Annotated in this window: 14 protein-coding genes; 2 read left to right on the plus strand and 12 right to left on the minus strand. The window is 54.0% G+C overall.

The window, feature by feature from the left end; genetic code table 11:
* Nucleotides 1-53: 53 nt before the first annotated feature.
* From A6X21_RS18410 to A6X21_RS18440, 7 genes are all read right to left on the minus strand, one after another.
* A complete protein-coding gene (locus A6X21_RS18410) occupies nucleotides 54-938 on the minus strand; it encodes an SCO family protein (RefSeq protein WP_165603858.1) in 885 nt (294 codons plus the stop codon).
* Nucleotides 939-1095: 157 nt separating this feature from the next.
* Nucleotides 1096-1416 (minus strand): hypothetical protein, encoded by a 321-nt coding sequence (locus A6X21_RS18415; RefSeq protein ID WP_068850967.1) that lies wholly within the window; start codon nucleotides 1414-1416, stop codon nucleotides 1096-1098.
* Between the two features lie 182 nt (nucleotides 1417-1598).
* Entirely contained in the window at nucleotides 1599-2852 is a 1254-nt protein-coding gene (locus A6X21_RS18420) for a quinol:cytochrome C oxidoreductase (protein WP_083233714.1), read from the minus strand.
* Nucleotides 2853-2977: 125 nt separating this feature from the next.
* Nucleotides 2978-4378: a quinol:electron acceptor oxidoreductase subunit ActD gene (locus tag A6X21_RS18425; RefSeq protein ID WP_165603859.1), complete on the minus strand. Its 1401-nt coding sequence runs from the start codon at nucleotides 4376-4378 to the stop codon at nucleotides 2978-2980.
* 156 nt (nucleotides 4379-4534) lie between these two features.
* Nucleotides 4535-5971, minus strand: coding sequence for an NrfD/PsrC family molybdoenzyme membrane anchor subunit (gene nrfD / locus A6X21_RS18430; RefSeq protein ID WP_013112226.1), 1437 nt, complete (start codon nucleotides 5969-5971; stop codon nucleotides 4535-4537).
* Nucleotides 5972-6105: 134 nt separating this feature from the next.
* Nucleotides 6106-9423, minus strand: a complete 3318-nt coding sequence (locus A6X21_RS18435; RefSeq protein ID WP_068850868.1) for a TAT-variant-translocated molybdopterin oxidoreductase — start codon at nucleotides 9421-9423, stop codon at nucleotides 6106-6108.
* 201 nt (nucleotides 9424-9624) lie between these two features.
* Entirely contained in the window at nucleotides 9625-10314 is a 690-nt protein-coding gene (locus A6X21_RS18440) for a cytochrome c3 family protein (RefSeq protein ID WP_068850871.1), read from the minus strand.
* 575 nt (nucleotides 10315-10889) lie between these two features.
* Between A6X21_RS18440 and A6X21_RS18450 the strand changes: the two genes are divergently transcribed.
* Entirely contained in the window at nucleotides 10890-12836 is a 1947-nt protein-coding gene (locus A6X21_RS18450) for a hypothetical protein (protein WP_131818430.1), read from the plus strand.
* A gap of 124 nt (nucleotides 12837-12960) precedes the next feature.
* Nucleotides 12961-15099 carry a glycogen debranching protein GlgX gene (gene glgX, locus A6X21_RS18455; protein ID WP_068850880.1) on the plus strand — a complete coding sequence of 713 codons (2139 nt, stop codon included), beginning with the start codon at nucleotides 12961-12963 and terminating at the stop codon, nucleotides 15097-15099.
* A 158-nt stretch (nucleotides 15100-15257) separates the two neighbouring features.
* On the opposite strand, the gene A6X21_RS18460 is transcribed toward glgX, so the two are convergent.
* The 5 genes from A6X21_RS18460 to A6X21_RS18485 form a co-directional block, all read right to left on the minus strand.
* Nucleotides 15258-15926, minus strand: coding sequence for a DUF8091 domain-containing protein (locus A6X21_RS18460; RefSeq protein ID WP_083233715.1), 669 nt, complete (start codon nucleotides 15924-15926; stop codon nucleotides 15258-15260).
* Nucleotides 15927-15996: 70 nt separating this feature from the next.
* Nucleotides 15997-16758, minus strand: coding sequence for a lysophospholipid acyltransferase family protein (locus A6X21_RS18465; RefSeq protein WP_068850883.1), 762 nt, complete (start codon nucleotides 16756-16758; stop codon nucleotides 15997-15999).
* A 59-nt stretch (nucleotides 16759-16817) separates the two neighbouring features.
* Nucleotides 16818-19061, minus strand: a complete 2244-nt coding sequence (locus A6X21_RS24095) for a tetratricopeptide repeat protein (protein WP_165603860.1) — start codon at nucleotides 19059-19061, stop codon at nucleotides 16818-16820.
* Between the two features lie 278 nt (nucleotides 19062-19339).
* The gene (locus tag A6X21_RS18480) at nucleotides 19340-19849 is read right to left on the minus strand and encodes a hypothetical protein (protein ID WP_068850892.1); all 510 of its coding nucleotides are present in this window, start codon (nucleotides 19847-19849) and stop codon (nucleotides 19340-19342) included.
* A 235-nt stretch (nucleotides 19850-20084) separates the two neighbouring features.
* Entirely contained in the window at nucleotides 20085-20558 is a 474-nt protein-coding gene (locus A6X21_RS18485; RefSeq protein ID WP_240490320.1) for an RsmE family RNA methyltransferase, read from the minus strand.
* Between the last annotated feature and the right edge of the window lie 119 nt (nucleotides 20559-20677).

A 20677-nucleotide genomic window follows, 5' to 3' on the forward strand; every position in this document is an offset into this window, starting at 1 on the left:
TAATTTCGTACGAAAGGAAGAGCCACAAAAATTACGTCAACAATCTCCACGGATCACAACAGGCCAGTCGTCGCAGAAACCGCAGTGTTGGCATTTCCTGTTGTTGAGCCTGATTTGGCTGTTGGTGAACTTGGTTTGGAATGCCGCCAATGCCATGTCAGCCATAGGGACAGGACCGCTGTCATGAAGAAGCCACCCAGTTTCATCAGATTTAATGCCGCCGGTCCATATCGCCCCGCTTTGGCATCGTAATGAAAACAGTAAAGGAGAATCCGCTCGAAAGGTGCTCCGACTTTACCTTCCGAGGCTTCGACCAGTGAGAGCTTGAGTGTTCGGGGATCCTGCTCAATTCCGTACAGATATCGAACGATTCGCCCTTCGGGACTGCACAGGACAGCAACAGCCGTATGTGCATACTCTTTGCGATCGGTAACGTAATGGTACTTAAACCCGATCGAGCGAGTGATGCGGTCAATCGCGTTCTGATTTCCAGTCAGGAAGAAGAGACCATCAACGCCTGCGGGACGGCCATATTCCTGCAGATACTTCTGTCGGGTTTCGGCCGCTTTTTCAGGTGACTCTCGTGGATCAATACTGATGGATACCACGCGAAACTGATTGCCGATCTCCCAGTCCACCTTGGAAAGACCTTTCATCAGCCCTGTCAGTTGCAGGTTGCAGAGCATGGGGCAACCGCTGTAATTGAGCGAAAGAATCACCGGGCGGTCGCCACGAAAGATTTCCTTCAACTTCAACATGTCGCCATTGGAAGCCAGAAAATTAAGGTCGAGTGGAATCTGGTCACCCAGATGTTCATCCACACCGACATCATCCAGGGCTTTCGGCTGACGATCATTCAGAACTGAACGCACCTCGCCACCAGTCGCCAGACCACCAGAAACAACATCTCTGGCTGAGACGCTCTGAAAACTGAACAACGACAATATCGCGAGAGCCATGGTGAAGCAGAAAGCTGGACCATCATTACGGGGCCTGACAGAGCCACATGTCGCCAAGGCAGACACCAAGCGACGAACAACAGGAAAAGCCAGTGGCCCTCCAGTGGATCGAGATCGCTGTGCTGACTTGTGACAGTTACCGAACATCCGCTGTTTCCGCCTTTGCGTTCTTCGCTGCTTCTTCCTTCACGACAATCTGCATCGCTTCTTCAATGGGAATCGCGACAATCTGCTTCTCTTTATCAATCCAGCCATAATCCTTGAGTCTGGTCTTCTGCTCCACAATGATGGTGTCGTACTCAGCATTGCGGGAGTCGATAATCTTTTTCACATCTTCGCGATTTCGGTAATCGAAAAAGAGGGCCTGAGCACCCACAATGCAGACAAAGACAATGATGACCGAGGCGACACCCGCGACGGCAATGTCCTTTACATTCAAATCGTCGTACTTGGCCATGGTGCCTGCGATTCCTTGAAACGACCTGATCGAATCAGGTTGTCTTTGAATTGTATCGATTTGCTCTCGCACGACTGGCGAGACTCTCAATTCCCGAGCAAATTCCAGAACTTTAGAAACCCACTGAACAAACTTATCACCTCGTGCCTGTCACGGCACCTCCAGCACTGCGAGTCACCTCATTAGATATTGTGGAACTTGAGTGACTCATCCAGTCGCGGATCATTCAGTGGCAGCAGGCTGTGCTGTCCTGCCGCCTTAACCAGAGCTGCCACAAACAATCCCACCAATCCGACCAGTGCTCCGATTTCCACCAGACCAAAGACTGGTGATGGTGCAAACTGAGGATAAATCAGCCAGTACAGATCGACGTAGTGCATCACCAGCAGCCAGACTGAAACGAAAGCGAGTTGAACTTTGCTGCGCTTGAATTGTCTGCGGAGCAGCAGGAGTGCGGGGATGAAAAAGTGTCCGAAGATCAAAACCAGAGAGACATATTCCCACCCACCATTCTGACGTGCCTGGAACCAGAGCGTTTCTTCGGGAATGTTCGCGTACCAGATCAGCATGTACTGTGAGAAACCGATATAGGCCCAGAAGCAGGTGAAGCCGAACATGAGCTTGCCGGTGTCATGCCGATGCTCCACCGAGATGGGCGAAAGGAGGCCTGCGGGCTTTTGCAGCAGAATAATCAGCAGATTCAACAGGGCAAAAGAACCCACCATAGAACCTGCGAAGTAGTAGACGCCAAAGATCGTGCTGTACCACTCTGGTGCGAGAGACATCATCCAGTCGATGGCAGCGAAGGTGCAGGAGAGAGCGAAGAGGAAAATCAGCGGGCCGCTGCGTTCTTCCAGCTTGATGGTGATTGAGGGATCGGGAGTCTGATCCTGCTTGAGTGAGTTCCTCAGGAGGAACCGGGTAATCACAATCCAGATGGCAAAATAAGCCACTGCTCGGACTGTGAACCAGCCGGAATTCAAATAGCTGGCTTTGGCCTGGACCAGAGGATGATCAGCCACAAAGGCGGGATTGTTCCACGGGTAAACTTCACCATTCCCCATCAGGACAGCGACCAGGATTGGCAGAAAGAGGACTGAAAGAGGCAGCACGGCGGAGGCAATCAGCTCCTGCATACGTCGAATCACGACTCCCCAGCCGGCTCTCGTCAGATGTTGCACGAGAACAAACAGCATCGAGCCCAACGTAAAGCTGAGGACGTACATGAAAGCCGTCAGGTAGGCGAACAGGAACTGCCTCAAACCGCCGGTAACGGCGGCAGCGCCAGCAGCCACAACGAGGCCCGCGACACCTGTGATGAGAGCAGGGAGCCAGATCTTGCCGGCCAGAGCTCCCAGCGTCTGATGCTCCTTCCAGGAACCTGCCTGAGCGTGGCTGCCAGTCGTTGAGTGTTCAGGAGTCAAGGCGTGAGACATGCCATTCACCGTACGCGTTCGAGATCGATGGACTGTTTAGTTCGACTTGGCCAAGGTGTTCGGATTTGGCGTTTGTCAGTGATTCAATCATTCGTGGAGCAATATTCTTAGGCGACCCCTGCAGATCAGGGGGCCACATCTGTCAGTTGATTCACCTTTTCTGGCGGAACATCGGACAGCGGAGCATATTTACTTTTCTGCAGCGCCCGGACATACAACAGGATCGCCCAGCGGTCACGTTCTGGAATTTGATCACCATAGCCCGGCATCTTACGGACACCGTTGCTGATCGAATGGAACATCCGGCCAATCGGTTGTTTTCGCAAACCCTCCGAATGGAAGGTGACGGGGGGAACCCAGGTTCCTTCAGCCAGTTCAATCGCGCGGATGCTCACCAACCCATTGCCAGCTCCACCGAGGCCGTGACATGTGGCACAGTAGATGTTGTAGCGCTCCTGGCCACGCTTCATCAGCTCGGGAGTGACTTCCAGCGGAAAGTCTTCAATCCAGGGGAGCTTGTCGAGAGGATCAGGTGGTGTCGCGGGAGCGGCTGGTGTGGCTGGTGCGGCAGCACCATCCTGATTGGCAACCAGATTGGTCATCGAGACGGTCGTGGCCGCCACTGCATTGAGCCCGCCAGGTTTCAACCCGCGGTAGAAGGCGTCGTCAGCCTTCAGCTCACCTTTAGCGATAGTCCCTTCGACCCAGGGACGCATGGCCCGGCCATCCTGCCACAATGTCGAGGTGGTCTGTGTCTTTTTCTTCGGCTGCGAAACCATGTCAAAAATGACACGAATGCGTGGTTCGCGCGAATAGGTCGACCGCTTCCACGCAACCATGGAAACGGGAACCATGGCAAGGAGCAGGCCCAGAAAGACGGCTGTCCGGAATGCCCATGGCAATGGGGCGGAAGCCTCCTTATGACAAGTTTCGACGTATTCAGCACCCAGGCCAGTCAGCAGTTGAATCGTCTTTTCACTTTTGTACTTCGGATCGCGAGCGTCAATGCTGAGGAAGAATTTGTCGTTGGTGACACGCTGAAAGCGAGTACTCTGAAACAAGGGATGAGTGAAGAGCGGGAGACGGTTGAGAGCCAGCATGCCGAACAATGTCGTAATGGCGGCAAAGAGCACCATCAGTTCAAACATCACGGGTGCAGCCGACGGAATCGAAAAGAGCGGCTTACCACTGATCAGATAAGGATACCACTCTTTGTTCGTGAAATAGATCAGCAGGGTCGCAGTAATAATCCCCAGGCCACCTGCGAAGAAGGTGAACCACGGGAGGCGTGTGAACTTGATCCCCATGGCGTCGTCGATCCCGTGAATCGGGAAGGGCGAGTGGGCATCGAACTTCGTATAGCCCTGCTGATAGACCTGACGAGCAGCCTTCACCAGTGCTTCTGGTGTCGAATATTCAGCCAGAACATAAGCGACGGGTTGCTTAGGATCCGCCGCCGGAGCCACACCTCGAACAGCTGCTTCGCCCGTACCGGGAGAGGCTTCGCCATGAGGAGTGGATGTCACTGGGTTTGTTTCAGAGTGTGAATGGTCGGCCATAGCCTGCTTTACTTCAAATTTCGAGGAGATTCCGTTTGGTCGGATCCGGAAGGACCGTTCCAACTTCGCTCACAACCAGCACTGGAAGAAACCATAAAACTCAAATCGACTGAGACACCTTCATCAGTGAGCTGCATCGTGCTCGTGATGACCGACGGCATGATTGTGCTGATGCACCACACCCTTCACTTCGGCCATGGCCACGATCGGCAGGAACCGGCAGAAGAGCAAGAACAGCGTGGTGAACAGCCCGAAGCTGCCAATCAACGTGAGAATATCGACCCAGGTCGGGCTGTAATAACCCCAACTGGAAGGGAGGTAATCGCGGCTCAACGAGATCACAACAATCACGAAGCGTTCGAACCACATCCCGATGTTGACGAAAATCGAAACAATCCACATGACCAGCGGTGATGTTCGACACTTCTTAAACCAGAAGACCTGCGGACTGATGACGTTACAGGCAATCATTGTCCAGTAGGCCCAGGCATAGGGGCCGAACATACGGTTGGTAAAGGCAAACTGTTCGTATGGGTTACCGCCGTACCAGGCAATGAAGAATTCCATCGCATAGGCATAACCCACGATGGTACCTGTGGCCAGAATCACCTTGTTCATGTTCTCCATGTGGCGGAGGGTAATCAGATGTTCCAATCCGAAGAGTGCCCGGGCTGGAACCAGCAGTGTGACCACCATCCCGAAGCCGCCGAAAATCGCACCCGCGACGAAGTAGGGGGGGAAGATTGTGGTGTGCCAGCCGGGAATTTGTGAGGTTGCAAAGTCGAATGACACGACTGTGTGGACCGAGAGCACCAGCGGCGTGGCCAGAGCCGCCAGGAGCAGATAAGCCCGCTCATAGCGATGCCAGTGGCGGGCTGAGCCTGTCCAGCCGAGTGACAGCAGGCCGTAAAGATTGTACTTCCAGCGGGTCGTGGCTCGATCCCGGAACGTGGCGAGATCGGGGATCATCCCCATGTACCAGAAGAGGAGCGAGACGGTGGCATAGGTCGAAACCGCGAAGACATCCCACAAGAGTGGACTGCGGAACTGTGGCCAGATCGCATGCTGGTTCGGGCCATAAGGAATGAGGTAGTAAATCACCCAGATGCGTCCGACGTGAATCGTCGGGAACATCCCGGCACACACCACAGCAAAAATTGTCATCGCTTCGGCAGCACGGTTGATACTCGTACGCCAGTTCTGTCGGAAGAGGAACAGAATGGCTGAAATCAGCGTTCCGGCGTGACCAATACCGACCCAGAACACGAAGTTGACAATGTCCCACGCCCAGAAGACAGGCGAGTTGTTACCCCACACACCGATACCGGTGAAGAGAAGGTAAGTCACCATCAGTCCCAGCATCATCGTCAGCGAAGTTGAGATGGCAAAGGCCACATACCACGCCAGCGGTGGGTGGGGTGACTCGGCAGCATAGCAGACCGAATCGGTAATCTCGGCATAACTGCTGTTCCGAGTCACCAGCTCAGAACGCCGACCCGGTGTCTCGATTGTGTTGTCGATATCAACAACATCGAGCATCGTGGGAGAAATTGCTGCCATAGTATCTCACGCTCAGTGCGGGGAAATAAGTCAGTGTGTTGGTATCAGTTCGAATCAGTGCAAAATCAATCAAACAGCTCTCGGTGATCTCTAAGCTGTCAGCTCAACATCACCTGCCAGCTCAACTTAGACTGCTAACTCAACATCGTGCCCTTCAGGATGTCCTGGAGAGTTGCCTTGCGGGCAGCAGCTTCTTTCTTGGCTTCTTCGGGCTTTTTCGTGGCTGGTTTTTCGGGATGGTCATGATCGTCGTGCCCATCCTTGCCGTGCGCATGATCGCCGTGCTTGGCTTCACCGTGTTTATCATGGCCGTGACCATGATCATCGTGGCCATGACTGCCGTGCCCACCATGAGCATGCTCCGATGGTGGAGCAAGTTCGGGGTGGAGGTTGCGAATGCGGGCCAGATACTTGGTGCGAGGTCTGGTATTGAGCTCTGCAAGAATCGCATAGGCTCGTGGCGAGTTGTGATTCTTGCTGACATTCCAGTCGGATTGACGAAGATCGCCGAACTCGATGGCTCTGGCGGGGCAGGCCTGCTGACAGGCTGTCACAATCTCACCATCACGAATCTCCCGCTGTTCGTTTTTGGCGACAATCTTGACGTGCTGAATCCGCTGGACGCAGTAGGTGCATTTTTCCATCACACCACGTTCGCGAACGGTGACTTCCGGATTGAGAATGAGGAGTGTCAGATCCTGACCATCGGCCTGTGCTGTCTCGTACTTCTTGTTGTAATCAAGGAAGTTAAAGCGGCGAACCTTGTAGGGGCAGTTGTTCGCACAGTAGCGAGTACCGACACAGCGGTTGTACGCCATGTCATTAAGCCCTTCGGGGCTGTGAGCCGTTGCTGCCACAGGGCAAACCTGCTCACAGGGAGCGTTCTCACACTGCTGACAGGTGAGCGGCTGCATCACCATCTGCGGGTCGTTCTCGGGGCCTTTGAAGTAGCGGTCAATCCGCAACCAGTGCATTTCGCGACCGCGGGCCACCTGATCGCGACCGACAATCGGCACGTTGTTTTCCGACTGGCAGGCAATCGTGCAGGCATTGCAGCCCACGCACTTCGAGAGATCGATTGACATCCCCCAGGCGCGGTTTTCACTGGAAGGCTTTTGCCAATCTTGATCGGGCCAGAGCGAATCCAGCGGTGGAATGTGAACCACATGCTGCGCGAAGTCGGGATGAGACTTATAGTCTTCGAGTGTCCCTTCCCGCACCAGCTTGCCCACTGTTTGAGCCACTTGTTTCATGCCACCCACATCAATGTTGTGGTGATCCTGAGTCGTGGCGAGCTTGTAGGTACGACCCGTTTTGGCAACCTTGGCACCCACGACGAGGTTGGCACCGGCTGGCTTGATCGAGGCGGTATCGACACCCACAGGATCAACGTCAGCCGAGATCAACCCACCGACATGGCCGGCGGCTGTGCGACCATATCCGATGGCCACACCAATCGAATTGAGAGCCTGACCTGGCAGCAAGTAGACTGGCAGATCGATCGAGCCTTGACCCACGGCCAGCGAAATGACCTCGCCATAGCCAACTTTGAGTTGTTTGGCAGTGTCAGGGCTGATGACGGCTGCGTTATCCCAGGTGACTTTGGTGAGTGGATCAGGGGCTTCCTGCAACCAGCCGTTGTTGGCAAACCGGCCATCAAATGTGCTGGTGGAAGGAACGAAGACCACCTCGATCTCACTGCTGGCACTGGCAGTGGGCTCGGGAATCGCGAGACCTTCCTTGAGAGCCACTTCGACGACGGGAATCTCTTCTTCCTTGCGGAAGCCATCATGAGCCAGCCGACGGAATTCTTCGGTAAAGCCAGCAACCGGTAGAATGTTCTTCAGCGTGGCCCGCACAATATCCAGCGATACAACATCGGCTTCGCCAGCGGTTTCCGCCAGCACTTCCAGATCGGACTTGGTGCTGAAAATCGGTGAGATCAGCGGCTGACGCAGCATCAACCGGCCATCCCACGACTTCAGATCTGCCCACGATTCCAACTGGTGGGAACGAGCCAGATGCCATGTACTGGCCAGTGAAGTCTCATCGACGTACTCACTCAGATGAATCCGGTGCTTGACCTTGGAGTAAGCGTCCGCGAAGCCAATTTCTTTCGGAGCGGCATAAACCGGGTTACCACCCAGCACCAGAGCGATATCAACCTGACCAGCGGCCATCTCCGCAGTCAGGGCTTTCAATTGCTCAGCCGATGAAGGGGCTGCCTGATCGCCCGTTGATGTGGGATCGGCGATAAAACGAACCGTCTTGCCAATGTTGCCCAGTGTGCTGTTAAGGCGATGAGCGCGGGCCTGGACATCTTCGCCATGGAGCAGACCGACAACGACCAGCGATTTCCCTTTGCTGGCCACAAGATCGCCAGCGGCAGCATGAATCCAGCGCTGCTCCGGCTCACCCTCTTTAGCACTGAGTGTTTTTCCAGAGAGAACTTCGCCAACGGCCTTTTCCAGTTTGGCCAGGAGGCTGGCCATGTCGGCACTCCGCACAGCCAGACGATGATCCGCAGCGCCGCCAGCGCTGGAGAGCTGGCTTTCGGCGACATACATGCGGTTCATGGGGCCCGCTTCGGGGTCACGCCGGAGAGCCCACTGCCGCAGATTGGCTGTAGCCTGGGGATGACTGCCAAACAAGTCGGCATCGAGAGCGACAATCGTGTCGGCTTCGGTGAGATCGATCACTGTGCGAAGTGGCTTACCAAAGGCTTTGACTGTACCGAGACGGTCGTTGTCGAAACTTACAGCCTCGTATTCGTACCACTTGGCTTCCGGGAACTTGGCCAGAAATGCTTCTTTGAGGCGGGCTCGCGATGCAGACGAACTGATTTCAGCGAGAACTCGCAGACCTTTGCCGCCAGATGTTGCAGCGGCTGGGAAGAGCTTGCTGGCGAACGAGTTGTAACTGTCCCAGCTGGAAGGAGAGGCTTTGCCTGCCTTGATTTCTGCCACATCGCGGGAACGATCGGGGTCGTAGAGATGAAGCAGCATCGCCTGGGTGTAGCCGTCGCTGCCGCCGCCATTTAAAGGATGCTCAGGATTACCATCGACCTTGATCGGACGACCATCGAAGGCGGTCACTTCCAGAGGACGGACAACACCACCAATTTCGAAGGCCGAGGCGAACTTCTGGGGTTCGCCGGGAATACGATCCGAGGGGCGATTGACGAAAGGAGCGATGATTTCGCGCTCCCAGCGGCAACCACTGACACCGGCTAACGCCAGTGAGGCACCCATGATCTGCAGCCACCGGCGGCGGCTGACCCCTGTCGGGAATTCAGAAGCCGCGACTGGAAATTCGCGATGCAGAAATTCGACGAACTCAGGGGTCTGCTCCAATTCATCGAGACTTCGCCAATATTCATTGGGAATGAACGACTGGCTCCGCAGACCGGGAACATCGGCACTTTTCGACGGCGAATTAGCGGCAATCGACATGGTCGTATGGATCTCTTCAGCGGGCAATTGGCTGGCAACCGGGCGTTTGAAAATTGCTGTCGGATCACTTTTGAAATCTGCGAACTGATTTCAGTCGGCAGGGCTCAACACAGCTCATCCAGATCAGCGGCTCTTCGCAAACGGATCATTTCAACAGACAAATCAAGAAACAGTCAGAGTCAGAGGTCAAAATTGTCAGGACTATCGGTGGCAGGTCGAGCAGTTTTCCTTGGTCTGGATGTGGAGATTCTTTTTAATCTCAGCTCCAATCGCCTCGGCTGACTGACCTTCTGGGGGAGTCCAGTCCATTTGTGTGACCAGTTCGGGTGGCCTCAAGTTTGGCTCTGGATTACGATGACACTCCAGACACCACGCCATCGAGAGGGGCTTTTTCTGCTGAACTTCTTCCATTTTGTCGATGCGGCCGTGACAAGAAACGCAAGCCACACCTCGACGAACGTGAGCACTGTGATTGAAGTAGGCATAGTCGGGCAGATCGTGGATCTTCACCCACAAGACTGAGTTGCCCGAGGCATAGCTCTCACGGACGGGGAGCAGTTTGGGGCTCTTCGAACGCACTGCTGTGGTGGTGATCGTGCCATTTTCATCAGCACCGCGGTGGCATTTGATGCAGGTGGCGGTTGATGGCACTGCAGCAAAGGCAGCGCGATCGACCGTGTTATGGCAGTACCGGCAATCCATCTTCAGCTTGCCGGCATGCAAGGCATGGCTGAAGGGAACAGGTTGCGTCGGCTGGTAACCAACATCGATAGTCCAGGGACTTGCCCCGACAAACAGCATTCCACCCACATACAACGCACCGAATGCCAGGAGCCCCCCAACGACAGGGAGAAGACGATCCAGCCATGTAGGAAAGCGAAACTTCTGCATTACTTCGCACCGGCCAATAGGTTCGATTGGATCAACTCGCGCGGCCGAAAGTCTCAAAGTTGACATGGGCGTTGTCAGACACGTCGACTCGCACAATCGTCGAGAAGTGCGAAATCTGACAATATCCATGACTCTGGAGCACTTCGGCACGCTAGGGATGTTAGAAGTCTGCACTCGTAAGAGCAATCACGAGAGGGGACATTCACTGCGATTTCCCGAAGTCGAAAACACCTTCGATTTCTCGCATCAACTTGAGCGAAAAATGAAACACCAGCAAAGTTTGACACACGTTCTAAATTGTAAAACAGCAATAAGTTACAGCCACAACTTCCCGCACCATCAGCGGATCTTGAGAATCGGTGCGGCCATGACCCTGAATGACGACTTCACGACTTTCTCAATTGTGAGAACGAAATTGGGGTTGTGTTCCTTTGGCGACTTCGTCTGATCACACCAATCGTCTGCCAGACCTGCGAGTGCAAGATCGTTGAGCCGACTCAGCATTCCGTTGATCAGCATTCCGTGAATCTGTGGTTCTTTCCCTTTAACGCCCTCGTCTTGGACCGGACTTTATTTTGCCAGTCACAACCCTCCTGAAGTTCCGCCAGGCGATGACAGCCCCTGCCACTCCCGAAAACATCGCTCCCAAAAGAATCCTGCGAATGCTGGTCCTGTTTGTAATCATGCCGGCTTTCATCGCGTTCGCCGCATGCCCCTTGTCTTCGACCCTTGCCAGCGATCAACCGATCGTCATACATCCGTCAACGAAGTCATTTCGCCAGACCCATCCCGATCTCTGGGTCGGCATCGATGGATTGGGACGGCAAGTTGTTCCCGCTCCAGGCACAGCGCAACATCCGGTGCCGCCAGCTCGATCAGGACGATTTGTCGGAATGTTCTACTTTGTGTGGCTGACTCCGCAAACCAGAGCCGAGCCTTTTTCAATTGAAGAGATCCTTCAGAAGCCACCCCATCAGCGGGAATGGGGTCCGGTGCATGCCTTTCACTGGTGGGGCAAACCCCGGTTCGGTTTTTACCGCAGTGATGACCGCTGGGTGATGCGTCAGCATGCGTTTCTGCTGAATGATCTGGGGGTGGATGTCATTCTGATTGATGTGACCAATGCACTGACCTACGACGAGCAGGTTCAGGCACTTTTTGAAACCTGGAATGAACTGCGACAAGCAGGGCAGAAGACACCACAGATCGCATTTCTGGCAAATTCGCACGCGCAAAGGACCGTGCAGCACCTGCTGGAGAAGTGGTACTTACCTCAAAAGTTCCCGGAACTCTGGTTTCGCTGGCATGAAAAGCCACTGCTGCTGATGCCACTCGACGAAGCAACCCCCGAAATGCGACAGCGTTTTGAAATTCGCCATTCATGGGCATGGACCAAGGGGCAAAAGTGGTTTGGAGATGGACAGTATCGCTGGCCGTGGCTGGACCATACTCCTCAGGGCTATGGATGGAGTACCGACCCCAAAAAACCCGAGCAGATCAGCGTTTCTGTTGCAGAACATCCCGTTTCGAATATCGGTCGCAGTTTTTCGAATGGGCGTCAACCGGCTGAACAGGAGTTGAAAACGGTCGAGGGGCTTCACTTCCGCGAACAATGGCAACGGGCTCATGAAGTGGATCCGGAATTTATTCTGATTACGGGCTGGAATGAGTGGATCGCCCAGCGATTCATCAGTCCGGGAGGGCAGCCGTTCCTGGGGCGTCCCACACAGAAGGGAGAGACGTTCTTCGTCGATCAGTTCTCAGCAGAATTCAGTCGAGATATCGAACCGGCAGCCGGCCCGCTGGCAGATCATTACTACTACCAGACCATGGCCGAGATCCGGCGATTCAAAGGAACGGGAGTTCCGTTTGCCGCTTCGATCCCGCATCAAATCATTGATCCGACGAGTCTGGCAGACTGGCAGAAGCCCAACGTCTGTTATCTCGATGACCTCAAGGACAGCCCGGCCCGCAGCTCTGCCTCGTGGGTCTATGGGGCACCACGGATCGAGCAACCTGCTGCTGCGTGTGATCTGGAAAGCTCAGCTGTCGGGTTTGATGGAACGAACTATTGGGTTCAAACAAAGTTCAGGCAACAGGACGAAAAGTCTTTTGTCCTGGAACTCTGGCTGGATCTGGATGGCAAGTTTGAAACCGGGCCGTGCGGATTTGAGACGATGGCACGCATTGATACAGGGAACCGAAATTCCGGGCAAACCGCTTTTCACCAGATGGAAAATGCCACCCCACATGCTGAGCAATCAACCATCGAGAGGGCGTCGGAAGCGACAAAGATCATCGTGTCCAGAGATTTTGCCGCTATTCAACTGAGTACTGAACGAATCCACCGAAATTCAGCAGGTTTGGCGCAGTTCCGCTGGAAGTGGTACTCCGCGCCGGACCACAGTTCACTTGATCAGAGTTCAGAATCTGCAATTCCCGGCAATCACCCGTTCATTGCAGGAGATTCTGCTCCCAATGGACGATTAGGATATCTCTACCGGGAAGAGAGAATTCCATGAGGATGAACTCTCTGGAAGAAATCCTGGCAACGCCGAGAGATCCGATGACTTCTGAAAAGAGTTATTCTGTATAACTTTTTGCTCATTTCCATGTTCTCAAGATCATTTTGTAAGGCCATGAACGATGCGAGTCTGGGCAGGTCGACCTTATCCACTGGGAGCTAACTGGGATGGTGCGGGAGTTAACTTTGCGCTCTTCTCCGAGAATGCCACCAAGGTGGAACTCTGCCTGTTCGATTCCGGAGATTCTCTGAGTGAATCCAGCCGCATTGAACTTCCTGAACAGACAGATCAGGTCTGGCATGGCTATTTTCCAGAACTTCGCCCGGGTCAGCTTTATGGCTACCGCGTGTATGGCCCTTATGATCCTGTCCATGGCATGCGGTTTAATTCGAATAAACTATTACTTGATCCTTATGCGAAGGCGATTGGACGTGATCTTTACTGGCATGACTCAGTCTTTGGTTATGAAGTCGGCAGTAAAAATGAAGATCTCAGCTTTGATGCTCGCGACAGCGCACCTTATGCTCCTTTAGCTCTCGTGGTGGAAGAGGCATATACCTGGGGTGATGACCGTTCGCCTCGCACGCCATGGCATAATACGATTATCTACGAACTGCACGTTAAGGGATTTACGCAATTGATGCCGGGAGTTCCTGATAAGTTGCGGGGAACGTATGCGGGACTGGCTTCTGCTGCCGCGATTGATCATCTAAAAAAGCTGGGAGTCACTGCCGTTGAACTGATGCCCATCCATCATCATGTCGATGAGCATGGATTGCATTTGCGTGGTAAGACTAACTACTGGGGATACAATACACTCGCTTATTTCGCCCCTAGTGTTCGATTCAGTTCAGTCAGGCACCCGTTGTTTGCCGCCCATGAATTCAAGTCGATGGTGCGGACGCTGCATGCCTCGGGTATCGAAGTGATTCTCGACGTCGTCTACAACCATACGGCTGAAGGCAATCAGCTCGGGCCGACACTCTCTTTACGCGGAATTGATAATACCGCTTATTATCGATTGACGGGAGACAATAGCCGCTACTATATGGACTTCTCCGGTTGTGGTAACACTTTAAATATGCGTCATCCCCGCGTGCTGCAACTGGTCATGGACAGTCTGCGCTACTGGGTGACAGAAATGCATGTCGATGGTTTTCGCTTTGACCTGGCGAGTGCTTTAGCCCGTGAACTCTATGAAGTCGATAAGCTGGGAGCCTTCTTTGATATCATTCATCAGGACCCCGTACTTTCCCGGGTGAAATTGATTGCCGAGCCCTGGGATGTTGGCCCTGGCGGATATCAGGTCGGCAATTTCCCGACTGGCTGGACCGAGTGGAACGGGAAGTACCGCGATTGCATGCGACGTTTCTGGCGTGGCGATGGTGGTACGATTGGTGAGACAGCCACCCGGCTCACCGGGTCAAGCGATCTGTATGCCCACAGTGGACGCAGACCCTATGCCAGTGTGAATTTTATCACCTGTCACGATGGCTTCACGCTACACGATCTCGTTTCTTATGAACACAAACATAACGAGGCCAATGGCGAAGATAATCGTGACGGTGCGAACGATAACCACAGTTCTGGTTACGGCGCTGAAGGCGAGACGAGTGATCCTGCCATCAATCGCGTTCGTATGCGGCAAATGAGAAATCTGATGGGGACGCTGCTGTTATCGCAAGGCGTTCCCATGATCTACTCCGGCGACGAAATCGGTCAGACCCAAAGAGGAAACAACAACGCTTATTGTCATGACAATTCGCTTTCGTGGGTTGATTGGAGTTTGCTGGAGAAGGAGAAAGACTGGTTCGAGTTTGTTCGCAAACTCATCAAGATTCGAAAATCTCAGCCCGCACTCAGACGCCGGCGATTCTTCTCGGGGCAAGGGATTCGTGGCGAGAATGTGAAAGATGTTTACTGGCTCTCGAGCGAAGGCCACGAAATCTCGGGGGATTACTGGAACCACGACTCTGTGAGATGTTTTGGCATGCTGATGGCGGGCGATGTGGAAGAGTTCGACGAAGTGGGGAATGCCATTCGAGGCGATAATTTACTGGTGCTATTCAATGCCGGGACGACGCCTGTTTCCTTCCAGTATCCTGTGGCAGGGCCGGCAGGCCCGAGCATGGATCTCATGATTGATACGGCCCGCCCACATGCAGTCCATGTTGCTTTTGATGCAGTCCATCCTTATCCGCTGGAAGATCGATCGCTGGCTCTGTTCCGCTGGAAACCCGCCACGCCAGAGATTTCGTAGCAGGACGATCGCAAGATATAGAAACGCGGCTCTCTTCCCTATGGCACTGGAGAATGGAGATAGAAGATGGTGCAATCCGTAGGAACTTCTTGCACCCTACCTAATGCATAGATGCCAACTCAATAAGAATCGGCTTGAAGTTGCAGGCGATTTGATTATTAAGCGGCGTGGGGCAGGTAGAGCACGCTGCGTTTTGAGAAGCCGACGGGAGCCCAGGCTCCGACAGTGCGGAAACACCAGGCAATCTTTTGAGCTGTCCAGCGGGGAACATCCCATGCCAGGGCGAGTTCTGCAGTTGTAAATGGAGCCGCAGGGAAGGGAGGTACGAGTTGCTCCAGATCGGCTGGAGTCCGCAGAAGGCAGCGCTCGCGGATCTGTAGCAGGCGGCGGTCGTCAACGACATGATCGGCTCGCCGGAATCGATGCCTGGCCTTGCGCGTACGATCTTCTTCGATATCAATGAGAAGGAGTTCAATCTTCAATTGAGGATGCGGAAAAACGCGGAAGAGATGCATCAGTTCGTCAAAGGCATCGAGCCATGAGCCGCGATAAGGGCTTTTGCGAGGGGCGGCGTATTCACTCTGAGCGTTCTGTCGAGTTCGCAGCATGCGTGTGGCCACGATGGGTTTAACGACCAGGACGCGGTGATCGTGGAGAAGGGTTTGGATTTTGTGGCGAATTGCTGAGAGGCCGGATTGCTGGATTTCGATCAGAGTGCCGCGAGAAATGGCATCGACACGGTAATCGCCAACGCGTACTTCGCGCCGCTCTGCAGATTTTGCATAGAGCAGTTTGAGTTGCTGGTGGAGCGTGGATTCGCGTCTCATGGCAGGGGTCTTGCGGAGTGGGAACTGTTCATCGATCTGCCAGAATTTTGAATCACTGCGATTGAAACCATCAGGCGGCGTGACGCTCGGAACCTGATGTCGGAAGCTGTGGCGCGGCTGAACATTCTGTTGGATCGGGTTCTGATTTCGAAGACGTCGCTGTCGTCGTAGAAGCTTCGAGTTCGGCATGGAGTTGATCCATGGCCTGTTGCAGATGATTGGTCCAATAGATGATCTCTTCTCGATTCAGTTCAGGGGGGATCGAGATCGCTTCACCTGAGACAATCATGATTTTCGAGAAAGGCCTGGGGATGACAATATCGGTCCAGGAGCCTTTAATCCGCCAGACTCTGGAAGCCCAGTAAGCTGTGGGGACAATCCGCCTTTGCAGGTTGGAAGCCATGAAAATGGCTCCCTGTTTCATCTGACGACGTGGCCCCATCGGGCCATCAGGGGTAATCAGAATGTGATAGCCATCCGTCTGGGTGAGCATCTGCTTGAGAGCTGTTGTCGCTCCTTTACGGCTCGATCCACGAATGGCCTTGCCGCCGAGCATTTCAATCGCGGTGGAAAGGAATGAAGCGCCATCGTGCCGGCTGACGAGACCGCAGCAGAGGTCACTCCGCCGGGCTGTGAAAGTCGGGAACAATAGCAGGTCGTGCCAGACGGGGACGACATACCTCTCGGGGACATCAGGACCAAAAGGACAATCGAGTCGTGTTTTGGGATCTGGCGAGCGATATTCCAGCCGGCACGTCGAGATAATCAGTCGCATGGTGCTGATGGCGAACCATGCACCACAGCGAATCAAAAATGGGCTTTGGATCTTCATGGCTGAGAGCTTACAGAAATCTCGAATGAAACGACGATTATCGGCATCTGAGAAATTTGTTATTGCCCGTAAGGCCAGGGGGGCGGCCCGCTGGTGGAGTTGTTCGAAGTGCCCGAACGACCATCCACATTCAAGGAAGCTGTCGGACGAACATTGGGTCGATTAGTCCCTGCGGCAGGGCCATAGGGCCATGGCTCGGGTGAATTTGCATTAGAACGAGGCATGTTTCCGGTTGCCGAACCCTGGCCAGAAGTTGAACTGCGTGGATCAGCTTCCTGTTGGAACCCGGCGGGTTGAATTTGCGACGAGAGTTCATTTCCGGACTGGGTGACTGAGCCTTGAGTCGTTGAGTTCCAGGGAGTGGAGTGAGGAGAGGCCCATTGGACCGAGGGGAACAGTGGTGGTTTTTCTGCGTCGGCCATACCTTGCTGATCAAAAGTTGAACTGCTCGAAGGGCCGGCCTGGATTTGAGGCATCGATGATGGTGCCTGATTCATGGTGCCATTCGCCTGAGGCCGATTGGCAAGTTGAGAAGATTCTCCCCAACTGGAGGTGGATGGTTGATTGCTGGTAGGGGAGTTCCACGGAACACTGGTGGTGGGCCAGACTCCAGCAGCGGCACTCGTGCCAGGCGGGTTCATATTCCTCGTGTCACCAGGCATCCCGGCGGGAGGTGCTGGAGTGACTGTCGCTGGAGGATTTCCACCCCTCGATAGGTTATTGCCCGATAGGTTGTTTCCTGCGGCTGGATCACGATATTCCCCCGGAGCCTGTGGCCAGGCCGTTTGCTGTGTCATGACGGGAAGTTGTGGTACCGAAGGACTTCCTTGCGTTGTTGACGATGCTGCCTGAGTGCCGTAATTGGAGTTGGTGGGGAAAAGATTACCCCAGCCCGAGTTCATGGCAAGTTCAGCAGCCAGTGCGGCTGAGTTCGTTTGAATCGGTGTTCCCAAAGAGCGAGCTGCCATCGACTCTGGTGAATTCAGCGAGTTCATCCCTGAGCCCTCAGGTGCATTGAACGATCCATTGGCTGTCGGCAGGCCCTGAGCAGGAGGCAAACTGTTGGCCATTTGTGTTCGAGGCGCCAGACCTGTGGAGGGGACGCTCGAAGATCGCGGCGGGAAATCAGCGCTGGTTGTGTTTGTGGCTGCGTTGCCTTGCCAGAAATCATGGGCCGCTGGCTGAGAGTTCGTCGCATTGCCGTTAGCAACTCTTGCATTGGCAGGGGAACTGTTCATCCCATTCGATGCCATTCCTGGAGATGCCATTCCGGGAGATGCCATTCCGGGAGATGCCATTCCGGGAGATGCCATTCCGGGAGATGCCATTCCGGGAGATGCCATTCCGGGAGATGACAGTGCCCAGGCATCGCTGGAAGTGGGATTGCCTGCGGGGGGAATCATGGAGTTTGTGGATGTTGAACCTGCAGGTTCAGAGCCAGCGGGAGTGTTGGCCCATTCTGGCATCAGGTCATTTCGAGGTGTTCGACCTGCGGGATCTGCAGTCGCATTTCGATGGCTGGCCAGTTGAGTCCCCTGTCCGGCAGGTGGGCCATCCGGAAAGAGTGTCGCCATATTCCGCTGGACTTCTTCTTCGGAAGCAACGGCCTGAAACATCGCCAGCGATTCGTTGTAGCGGTTCTGTTTTCCGTAGACGAGACCGAGATTCAAATGGGCCACCCGGTGCTTGTTATCGGATTCGATGGCCTGCTTCAGATAGCCTTCGGCCCGGTCGAGTTCGCCGCGGAGAAAATGAGAATAACCGACATCGCTGAGGAGATTGGCATCTGTAGGTTTTCGTTGCATTGCCACGCGATAGTGCTGATCAGCCAGACGGTAATCTTCTCGACGGTCAGCAATCACAGCCAGACGATGATGAGCGTCGGCATGTTGAGGCTCACTTAAGAGGACACTTTCGTAGGAGTCGACAGCCTGATCCCACTTCTGTTGCGATTCGTATTTGGCCCCATCTCTCATGAGATCACGAATCGATCGATTGGAAGTCAGACGCGAATTATCACCAAACGGTTGATCCGGGTTTTCGAGGCGAGAATCTTTTTTCTTTGAAGGAGAAGTTCCAGAACCACCACGAAAAGCGACGGGAGTCTCTTTGCGAGAGCCCAGCGGATCTCCCGGTTCTTCCTGCTTGGGAGATTTCTTCCCATCGGATTTGGAACTGGCAATTTTCGAGTTTGTGGTATCCGTGGATTTGGATTTCGAGCCGAAGAGACTGCCCTTCGAGGATGCGCACCCGGAGAAGGCGATCAGAACCGCCAGGGCCATGCCGATGATTTGTGGTCGCATACCCACCATCCTTGGTGTGCTACATTGAAGGCTCATCCTTGAGCCTGCTGGAAATTCTTCCCGGATTTGTAATGCCAGGAAAGATCTCCGTGTCGACAAACTCCACGATTTGACGAACGAAAAAACAGGCGATCCTTGCCGATTTTTTTCGTTTCAGGCGGAACGTATTCGTTTCGACAAATCTTGTCGAGAGGAAGTCCGGGAGTGAGTGCACAGAAAATAGTGGCTCAGATAAAGAACGCGGATTTCAGAGCGATTTCATCGTGAGCAGTGTTACTTCAGGACTTTTTCCGCTTACTGGAAGCTGAAGAATCAGTGTTTTGCGAAGGCTGGGTAAACTGGAGGTAGGATTTCTGTCGAGTGGCGGTATCGTGCCCAACCGGTGGCTGAGGTGGCGTAAAATCTGGCCACGAGAAACCAAAGTTGTAGCCACTTTTGGGAGTCGCCCCATAGTGTGGCGACTGGGCCATCGAAGGATCGACTATGCCATCCTGTGGCAGATTCCCTGATTGAGACTGACTGCCCGATGGAGCTTCAACCGGGAGATGCATGCCCGGCGGGGGAGTGCCCGGAACCACAGTATCGTGTCCGGTTGTCCCCATGGCAGTATGCTGGTGATATTGCAGTGCTTTATAATAGGTACTGCTGAACCCGCCCGGCTGATGGTAATCGGGCATCATGAAGCAGGAAGAGCTGCTTGCACTCAGAGATATCCACAGCATTCCTGCCATGGCACGCCTGGGCGTGAATTTTACCAGCAGCCAGCTTTGCTGATTTTGTGCAAGCATGGCAGGTTCACATTCCTTGAGTGATCAGATCCAGCGGCCGTTCAAGAGCCCGTTTCGATATTGAGATTATCGACAAAGAGTGGCAGGAGACTTCGCCGGAATACGGGATGATCTCAATCCGTGCCAATGATCGGCAAACCTGGCCGACAAATCGTCCCTTGAGCGACACTGTGGCGATGTCCAACGACGTTTTGACGAGGTTCATCGAAAGTTTTTTGCGAAGGCACAAGCCGTCTTAAAGTGAGAATTCATTCAGGGCGAGAGTTGTGAGTGCCATTGCGGCTGTCTCTGTCCTCAAAACAAATTGCCCCAGTCGCACGGGGCGTGCGCCAGAGGTCATCAATTGCGATTCTTCTTCCGAAGTCCAGCCACCTTCCGGACCAATCAGAATCGCTAACGATGAGTATTCGACTGGCATGTGGGAATTTGCAGAGACGATCGGCTGTGAATCGTTTAAGGCTCGTTGAGCGACAAGCGGAGCCTGCAAACTGCCAAACCATTGGTTCGGATGGTCTTTCCTGTTCAACCACTCCGTCAACCGCAATGGCTCTTCGATCTCCATCAGCCAGTCACGATGCGATTGTTTACAGGCACTGATCACGGTTTGCCGGAGTTTTTCCAGTTTGCTTTCCCGCGGATCGACGACAGATCTTTGAGTGATCAGCGGAACAAATCTCGACACCCCGAGTTCTGTCAGCTTTTCAACCATCCAATCGAGCCGATCCCCTTTGGGAGTCGCGACCAGCAGTGTCAATAATCACACCATAGAGGACAGTCCAGTACCATTCCGGCGGCTGCCATGTCGCGTTAAAAAATGGTGTCGCCTCC

The sequence above is a fragment of the Planctopirus hydrillae genome (assembly GCF_001707835.1).
Lineage (GTDB): Bacteria > Planctomycetota > Planctomycetia > Planctomycetales > Planctomycetaceae > Planctopirus > Planctopirus hydrillae.

What these genes read in the sequence shown, in the direction of transcription:
- A6X21_RS18415 (WP_068850967.1), bottom strand. Translation starts at nt 1,416, where the DNA reads ATGGCCAAGTACGACGATTTGAATGTAAAGGACATTGCCGTCGCGGGT.
- A6X21_RS18420 (WP_083233714.1), bottom strand. Translation starts at nt 2,852, where the DNA reads ATGTCTCACGCCTTGACTCCTGAACACTCAACGACTGGCAGCCACGCT.
- nrfD (WP_013112226.1), bottom strand. Translation starts at nt 5,971, where the DNA reads ATGGCAGCAATTTCTCCCACGATGCTCGATGTTGTTGATATCGACAAC.
- A6X21_RS18435 (WP_068850868.1), bottom strand. Translation starts at nt 9,423, where the DNA reads ATGTCGATTGCCGCTAATTCGCCGTCGAAAAGTGCCGATGTTCCCGGT.
- A6X21_RS18440 (WP_068850871.1), bottom strand. Translation starts at nt 10,314, where the DNA reads ATGCAGAAGTTTCGCTTTCCTACATGGCTGGATCGTCTTCTCCCTGTC.
- glgX (WP_068850880.1), top strand. Translation starts at nt 12,961, where the DNA reads ATGCGAGTCTGGGCAGGTCGACCTTATCCACTGGGAGCTAACTGGGAT.
- A6X21_RS18460 (WP_083233715.1), bottom strand. Translation starts at nt 15,926, where the DNA reads ATGAGACGCGAATCCACGCTCCACCAGCAACTCAAACTGCTCTATGCA.
- A6X21_RS18465 (WP_068850883.1), bottom strand. Translation starts at nt 16,758, where the DNA reads ATGAAGATCCAAAGCCCATTTTTGATTCGCTGTGGTGCATGGTTCGCC.
- A6X21_RS24095 (WP_165603860.1), bottom strand. Translation starts at nt 19,061, where the DNA reads ATGCGACCACAAATCATCGGCATGGCCCTGGCGGTTCTGATCGCCTTC.
- A6X21_RS18480 (WP_068850892.1), bottom strand. Translation starts at nt 19,849, where the DNA reads ATGCTTGCACAAAATCAGCAAAGCTGGCTGCTGGTAAAATTCACGCCC.
- A6X21_RS18485 (WP_240490320.1), bottom strand. Translation starts at nt 20,558, where the DNA reads ATGGTTGAAAAGCTGACAGAACTCGGGGTGTCGAGATTTGTTCCGCTG.